This window comes from Denitromonas halophila, from assembly GCF_007625155.1.
Taxonomy (GTDB): Bacteria; Pseudomonadota; Gammaproteobacteria; order Burkholderiales; family Rhodocyclaceae; genus Nitrogeniibacter; species Nitrogeniibacter halophilus.
The window spans coordinates 200,198-207,218 of record NZ_VMNK01000018.1 but is presented as its reverse complement, the minus strand read 5'-3'; the positions used below and the strand labels follow the sequence as shown (position 1 = coordinate 207,218).

Here is a 7,021-nt window from a genome sequence, read left to right as displayed (position 1 = left end):
TGCCGGGCTGAAGGCGGTGGGGGAGTCGGTTCAGAAGCCTCATGCCTACTACGACAACAATGTGGCTGGCACGCTGGTGCTGCTGGAGGTGATGGCGGCGCGTGGGGTCAAGCGCATGGTCTTCAGCTCATCGGCGACGGTGTATGGTGACCCGGCCAGTGTGCCGATCCGCGAGGACTTCCCGACGGGGCCGACCAATCCCTACGGGCGGACCAAATGGATGCTCGAGTTTATCCTGCAGGACGTGGCTGCCGCCGACGCCGATTGGCAAATGGCCTTGCTGCGCTACTTCAATCCGGTGGGCGCGCATCCCTCGGGGCTGATCGGCGAGGACCCCAACGGGATTCCGAATAATCTCATGCCCTATGTCAGTCAGGTCGCGGTGGGCAAACTGGCCGAACTGAGCGTGTTTGGCGATGACTACGCGACAGCTGACGGCACGGGCGTGCGCGACTATATCCATGTGGTCGATCTCGCGATCGGTCATGTCCGCGCGGTTGAGCGACTGATGGCCGGCGCCGGGGTGCTGACGCTGAACCTCGGCACGGGGCGTGGTTACAGCGTGCTCGAGGTGGTCAAAGCCTTCGAGCGCGCCTCGGGTCGCCCCGTGCCCTACCGGATTGCGCCGCGGCGCCCCGGTGACATCGCGCAATGTTACGCGGACCCCGCCCTGGCGTTGGCCGAGCTGGGCTGGCGCGCCGAGCACGATCTGGCCGACATGTGCGCTGACGCCTGGCGCTGGCAGTCCGGCAATCCGGATGGCTACGGCGCCTGAGGCGGTCCTTGGTCGTGATGCTGGACGTGGCATGACGGCCCGCCTATGATGCGGTTTGTTTTTGCACAAAAGTAAATTATGACCGGGCCTGTCTCCGATAACGCCACACACGAAGCCTTGCGCCTTTTTCGCGCGATCTACGCCGAAGTGCGCCACCATCTGCAGAATATCGAGCGGCGTTGCGGGGCCAGCGGTGCGCAAGTATGGGCGCTGGCCCTGGTGTCGCGCCAACCCGGCGTCCGGGTGACCGAACTGGCCGATGCGATGGCAATTCACCCCTCGACCGCCAGCAATCTGCTGGCCAAGGCCGAGAAGGGCGGTTTGCTGCGGCGTGAGCGCTCGCAGGCGGATCAGCGCGTGGTCAAGCTGTATCTGACCGAGTTGGGCGCTGACACCCTGGCCAAAGCGCCCGAGCCGGTCGCCGGCCTGCTACCCGATGCGCTCGCCCGATTGCCGCATGATGTGCTGCTCCGTCTCAGCGCCGACCTGCAATTGCTGGCGACCCGCATGTCCGTGCAGGAAGACGCCGCCGGTCGGCCCTTCTCTGAACTCTGAACGACCCATCGAGCGACACCAACGATGAACTGGCCGTTTCTGCCCCCGTGGCCGCCTGATATCAATGGCTTCATTCTGTTCGGTCTGCTCATGCTGGCCGGACTGCTCGGTGGCGAACTCGCGCACCGCAGTGGTTTCGTGCCGCGCATCACCGGCTTCATCGCCATTGGCTTTGTTCTCGGGCCGAGTCTGACGGGGGTGCTCACGCCGGAAATGCTCGATGGCGCACAGGTGTTTGTCGATGTGGCGCTGGGGTTGATCCTGTTCCAGTTGGGGCGACTCCTTGATCTGTCGCTCGCCCGGCGGGAGCGATCGCTGTTTGCGGCCGCCATTGCCGAGGCCGGACTCGCCTTTGCGGGCGTGTTCGCGGTGCTGACGCTGTTTGACATCGCCCCGATGCAGGCCGCGGTGGCCGCTGCGATCGGCATTTCGTCCTCCCCCGCGGTGGTGCTGCTGGTGGTCAAGGAACTCGGCGCCGAGGGCCCGCTCACCGATCGCAGCCTGATGCTGGTGGCGATGAACAACATCCTTTCCTTCCTGGCCTATACCGCGCTGCTGCCCTTTATTCACTACGCGCACAACTCGGGCTGGGAGATCGCCGTTCTTGAGCCGCTGTATGTGCTTTGCGTGTCGCTGGGGATCGCCGGGGTGTTTGCGTGGCTGCTGCTGCGGCTCGCGCGTCTGCTGCCCAAAGACGAAACCACGCAGTTCGCGCTGCTGATCGGCATGGTGGTGGGCACGGTTGGCGTGGCCCAACTGGCCAATGGCTCGATGCTGCTGAGCCTGCTCGCGCTCGGCGTCATGACGCGCAACCTCGATCGTCATTCGCATGTCTTGCCGGTCGACTTTGGCAGCGGTGGTGAAATCTTCTTTGTGATCCTGTTCGTTGTGGCCGGGGCGCGCTTGCATCTGGCAGACCTTAGCTCCGCCGGCTTCGCGGCGGTGGCCTTTGTCCTGGCGCGCTTTGTCGGCAAGAGTGCTGGCGTGATGCTGCTGACCCGCGCGGGACTGGATTTTCGCCAGTCAGCCCTGACCGGGCTGACGCTGGTGCCCATGGCAGGCATGGCGATCGGCCTGACGCAGATGACCGCCGCGCGCTATCCCGAGTTTGCGGCAACCTTGTCGGCGATTGTGCTCGGCGCCATCGTGATTCTCGAAACCATCGGGCCGGTGCTGACCGAGTATGCGCTCAAGCAAAGTGGTGAGGTGCCAGGCATCCTGGCCGGCGGCGCCCGGGCATCGTCGGTGAATGAACACCAGCCACCGAGCGACGAGCCCGACGGCTCGGCAGTCATGGAGAGCAAAGATGCGTAACGTGCTTCTAGCGGTGTCGGTGGTCTTGGCGGCGGTGTTCGCGCTGCAGAACTTTCACTCGGTGGAGCTGAGCTTTGTCATCTGGCGCTTCGAGACCACACTCTCGGTCGCGCTGCTGCTGGCCTTGGTGCTTGGCGTGTTGATCGGGGCGCTGGCGATGCTGCCCTGGACCTTGCGCACGCGCAAAGAGGTTCGCCAGGTCCGTCACCAGCTGGCCGATGCCGCAGCACACCCGGCACCGGCGCGGCCGCCGTCCGTACCCCCCAAATCGCCGATCCAGGATCAGCCTCGATAAGCGCGCACCAGGCTACCAGTTGCGACGAATCCGGTTGCGGTGTTGCACATCGCTGGGCAGATGCTTCTGCATGGCTTCGAGGCGTTGCTCCAGCAGTTTGGCGGCTTGCTCAAACGTGCTTCGATTCAGCTGCGGCAACTCGCTTTGCCGTGCGATCAGCCGCGCGAACAGTTCAATGTGATGCTTGCGTTGCTGGCTGTCGGACGACAGAAAAACGCCCAGGCCGGCCTGATCAAGCGTTTCGAGCACCTTGAGACGGCGCTCGACGCGGCGCAGATAGCGGCTTTGCGGATCCTGGGCGGTGCTGGGTGTCGGGTCCGGCATGGCGACCTCCTTGGCGGCAATGGGGTGTGCTGGCAGGGCCTGCCAGCACACCCCAAATTAGCACAAGCCTACCGTCGTCGCGGCGCTCAGGCGCTACCCGGCCGATAGCGGGCGCTGACCGGATCGCGCAGGCTCAAGCGTGATGGATCACGGTGCCCAGCAGCGCAATGAATTGCGCAATCCATTGCGGGTGCGCCGGCCAGGCGGGGGCGGAGACCAGGTTGCCGTCGGTCATGGCCGCATCCACCGCAATGCTCTCGAAGTGACCGCCGGCCGCGCGCACATCGGGGCCGCAGGCCGGGTAGGCGGTGCAGTGCTTGCCACGCAGCACGTCGGCGGCGGCCAGCACCTGCAAACCGTGGCAGACCGCGGCGATTGGCTTGTTGGCCTGATCGAAGTGCCGCACGATCTCGAGCACGCGCGGGTTGAGGCGGATGTACTCCGGTGCTCGCCCGCCGGGAATGCACAGCCCGTCGTAGTCCGCCGGGTCGATCGCGTCAAAGCTCGCGTTGAGCGTGAAGTTGTGCCCACGCTTCTCGGTGTAGGTCTGGTCGCCTTCGAAATCGTGAATGGCGGTGGCGATCTGGTCGCCGGCCTGTTTGTCCGGGCACACGGCGTGTACGGTGTAGCCGATGGCCAGCAAGGCTTGGAACGGCACCATCAGTTCATAGTCTTCGACGAAGTCGCCGGCCAGCAGCAGAATTTTTCGACTCATGATTGTCTCCTTCAGGGGGTGGGCTTCGCGCAGGAATGACATCGCTGCGAAGGCAACTACACTGTAGGGAGCCGGCCAGCGGTCGGGGTAGTAGCGAGGTGCTACAAGGAGGCGTGATGTGTAATCTGTATTCGGGTCAGGATCCGGCCAATTACGAGACGGTGAAGCGCTCGGTGCGCTTGAATGGCCATGTCACCAGCGTGGCGCTGGAGCGTCAGTTCTGGGATATTCTCGAACGCCTCGCGGCGACCGAGGGCTTCAGCCTGCCGCAGTTTCTGGCGCGTTTGTACGATGAATTGCTGCAGAAGCAGGGCGATGTCGGCAATTTCTCATCGCTGCTGCGCGTGGCCTGCACGATTTATCTGAGCCGGGGCGAGCAGCCGTCGGATGAGGCCTCGGCGGCCGCGGCCGCCTGAGCGGCGGTCAGGCCGCGCGAGCGGGGCGCGGATTGCCCGGTGCCTCGGCCGACGGTCGGCCAATGAGGTAGCCCTGCGCGTATTCGATCCCGATTTCTTCGAGCAAGGCGAGGATCTCGGTGCTCTCCACGAATTCGGCGATGACCTCGATATCCAACTCCCGCGCCAGCGCCGTGATGCTGCGTACGAAGACCTGATCGTGATCGTTGTTGAGCATGTTGGCGACGAAATCGCCCTCGATCTTGAGGAAGTCGAAGGTGAAGTTGCGCAAATAGTGGAAAGACGAAAAACCGGAGCCGAAGTCGTCGATCGCCAGCTTGAAACCTTCGGCGCGCAACTCAGCGAGGAAGCGCTGCATCAGCGCCAGGTTCTTGACGGTGTCGCGTTCGGTGATTTCGAACACGATGCGTGCCGGCGGGAAACCGGATGCGGCCACTATGTTGCGCAAGGTGGTGGTGAATTCCGACAGCACCAGCGCGCGCGGCGAGAGGTTGAAGAACAGGTAGCCGTCATAGTCGGTCTCCGTCACCTTGGCCAGCGCCGCTTCGATCACGATGGCGTCGAGCCGGTGGATGACGCCGACCTTCTCGGCGATCTCAATGAACTGGTCGGCACGAATGACCTCGCCATTGATCTCTATGCGCGAGAGCACCTCTACCGCCGAGACTTGCTTGCTGGCCACGCCCATGATCGGCTGGAAGTATGGGGTGACGCGCTTTTCCTCAACCGCTGCCAGTACCGCCACGCCCATCTCGGACAGGTCGCGGAATACCGCCATCACGTCGGCGTTGGTGGGTAGGCGTACCCGCTCTTTACCCTCGGCCTTGGCGCGATACATCATGGTGTCGGCAAACAGGAACAAGTCCTTGGCGTCCGCCGCGTGATCGGGGAAGACAGCCACGCCGATGGATGCCGAGGCGTGGGCCGTGTCGCCGCTTTTGACTTTAATCGAGACGTTGCGCGCTACTTCGAGCACACGCTGGGCCACGGTGTAGCCCTGCTCCATGTCGGCCTCCGGCAGCACCATCACGAATTCGTCACCGCCGTAGCGCGCGAAGATGTCGCCTGGTCGCAGGGCCGCGCTCACGCTGCTGGCGAACTGCTGCAAGAATTGGTCGCCGCTGGCGTGGCCGTAGTGATCGTTGATCAGCTTGAAGTTGTCGAGGTCGAGCAGCAGCAGGGTAAAAGGCACCGAATGGCGCTGGCTGCGGCCGATTTCGTAACCGAGCAGCTCCCAGAACACCCGCTGGTTGTAGAGGCTGGTGAGCGGGTCGCGGGTGGCGTAGTACTCCAGATCGCGGGTGTATTTGTGGATCGCCTTGATCGAGCCGACCACATTGAGCAGCGTCGACAGAATGCTCTCCAGCACCAGCATGTGGGTCTGGTCGGAAAGGGTTTCGGTATGCACGCCGATGCCGACGATGCCGCCAATCTTGGGTTGCGCCACAAACAAGGACTTCACCTTGAGCGCCAGCTCGGCGGTGTCGACATCGTCGGTGAGCGGCTGCGTGCTGTCGTGGTGATGGCGCAGGGTCACCTCCGCAGGGCCCGACAGGCGAGGGTGCGTCTCGACCGCGGCCGAAATTTGCGCCTCAACTTTTGCGCGCAGATGCTCGCTGGGCTGACCATGCCAGAACACTTCGACATCAAAGGCTTCATCGTCAATCTGGAACACCGAAAACAGCACATGCACTTCGATCATCGCGTTGATGTCGCGTAGCAGCTGGGTGACATATTCACGCCAGTCGCGGATCACCTCCGAGGTGATGACGAATTTCTCAAGCAAGCCGATTTCGAACAGCAGGATGTCCTTGTCCACCGCAATCGAGCGCAGGCGCAGGGCCAGGGTGCCCAGGGCGTGCTGGATGCGTTCGATTTCCTCAAAGCCTTGATGTGGACGGGGGTTGCCCAGCTGCTTGAGGTCGGCGACGGTGTTGATGGCGTTGACCTGCGCCTCGACGCTCTCAACGCTGCGGCCGATTCGACGGCCGACCCACCAGACGGCGCCGGTGGCGATGCCGATGCCCAGCAGCAAACTGGGCATCGCGCTGAAAAAGAAGGCCCACAAGGCTTCGGACACCACCTGGGTGATCGGGGTGCGCACCTCGATGGCGCCCAGCACCTCACCTTCTTGAATCTGCTCGTGACAACTCAGGCAGCGCGCTTCGGCCTTGAGCGGGAAAACCGTGCGCAGCACGCCCTTGGTGCTCTGTTCCTGGGGGTGTCCGGTGCTGAGGGTCGTTTGCACCATGGCGTCGCTCGTGCGGCCAGTATCGGGCGCCGGTGTCGCACTGTAGATGCGAATGGATTGGTCCGGATTGCTGGCGTGCAGCGCGGCTTCGAAGGCGCGTGCCTGCTCCGCGTTCCAGCCTGTGCTCATCACTTCGTAGAGTGCAGCCTGGGTCAGTCGGGCGTTTTCGGTGGCTTGCGTTCGCGCATGCCGGGTCAGCGTGTCTTCGAATCCGCTGGTCACCGCAAACCAGCTGCCGCCAACAAAGATCAAACCAACAATGGCGGATGTCAGCAGGATGAAGAGGCGGATGCTCATGGGCGTGGCCGTGACGATGCAGAGTAGCCAGACGCTACGCTGCTTACGGTCGACGTCGTTTGCTTTGAATCAATTTTTG

General features: G+C 63.4%; 8 protein-coding genes. 5 read left to right on the top strand and 3 right to left on the bottom strand.

The window, feature by feature from the left end; genetic code table 11:
* The 4 genes from galE to FHP91_RS19090 form a co-directional block, all read left to right on the top strand.
* Window positions 1–775, top strand: a 775-nt coding sequence (galE, locus tag FHP91_RS19105) for a UDP-glucose 4-epimerase GalE (protein WP_144311089.1), incomplete at its 5' end; no start/stop codon positions are given.
* Window positions 776–853: 78 nt separating this feature from the next.
* On the top strand, window positions 854–1,330 hold the full coding sequence (locus FHP91_RS19100) for a MarR family winged helix-turn-helix transcriptional regulator (protein ID WP_144311088.1): 477 nt from the start codon (window positions 854–856) through the stop codon (window positions 1,328–1,330).
* 24 nt (window positions 1,331–1,354) lie between these two features.
* Complete coding sequence (locus FHP91_RS19095; RefSeq protein ID WP_144311087.1) at window positions 1,355–2,644, top strand: cation:proton antiporter; 1,290 nt, start codon at window positions 1,355–1,357, stop codon at window positions 2,642–2,644.
* Window positions 2,637–2,939 (top strand): lipopolysaccharide assembly protein LapA domain-containing protein, encoded by a 303-nt coding sequence (locus FHP91_RS19090; RefSeq protein ID WP_186301638.1) that lies wholly within the window; start codon window positions 2,637–2,639, stop codon window positions 2,937–2,939. Before FHP91_RS19095 ends, FHP91_RS19090 begins: the two co-directional genes overlap by 8 nt.
* Window positions 2,940–2,951: 12 nt before the next feature.
* Here FHP91_RS19090 and FHP91_RS19085 read toward each other — a convergent pair whose 3' ends face one another.
* Entirely contained in the window at window positions 2,952–3,263 is a 312-nt protein-coding gene (locus FHP91_RS19085; protein ID WP_144179148.1) for a hypothetical protein, read from the bottom strand.
* Window positions 3,264–3,396: 133 nt separating this feature from the next.
* On the bottom strand, window positions 3,397–3,978 hold the full coding sequence (locus FHP91_RS19080; RefSeq protein ID WP_186301637.1) for a DJ-1/PfpI family protein: 582 nt from the start codon (window positions 3,976–3,978) through the stop codon (window positions 3,397–3,399).
* A 116-nt stretch (window positions 3,979–4,094) separates the two neighbouring features.
* Here FHP91_RS19080 and FHP91_RS19075 point away from each other — a divergent pair, with 116 nt between their 5' ends.
* On the top strand, window positions 4,095–4,394 hold the full coding sequence (locus FHP91_RS19075) for a ribbon-helix-helix domain-containing protein (protein WP_144311085.1): 300 nt from the start codon (window positions 4,095–4,097) through the stop codon (window positions 4,392–4,394).
* 7 nt (window positions 4,395–4,401) lie between these two features.
* Here FHP91_RS19075 and FHP91_RS19070 read toward each other — a convergent pair whose 3' ends face one another.
* Window positions 4,402–6,942, bottom strand: a complete 2,541-nt coding sequence (locus tag FHP91_RS19070) for a putative bifunctional diguanylate cyclase/phosphodiesterase (protein WP_144311084.1) — start codon at window positions 6,940–6,942, stop codon at window positions 4,402–4,404.
* Between the last annotated feature and the right edge of the window lie 79 nt (window positions 6,943–7,021).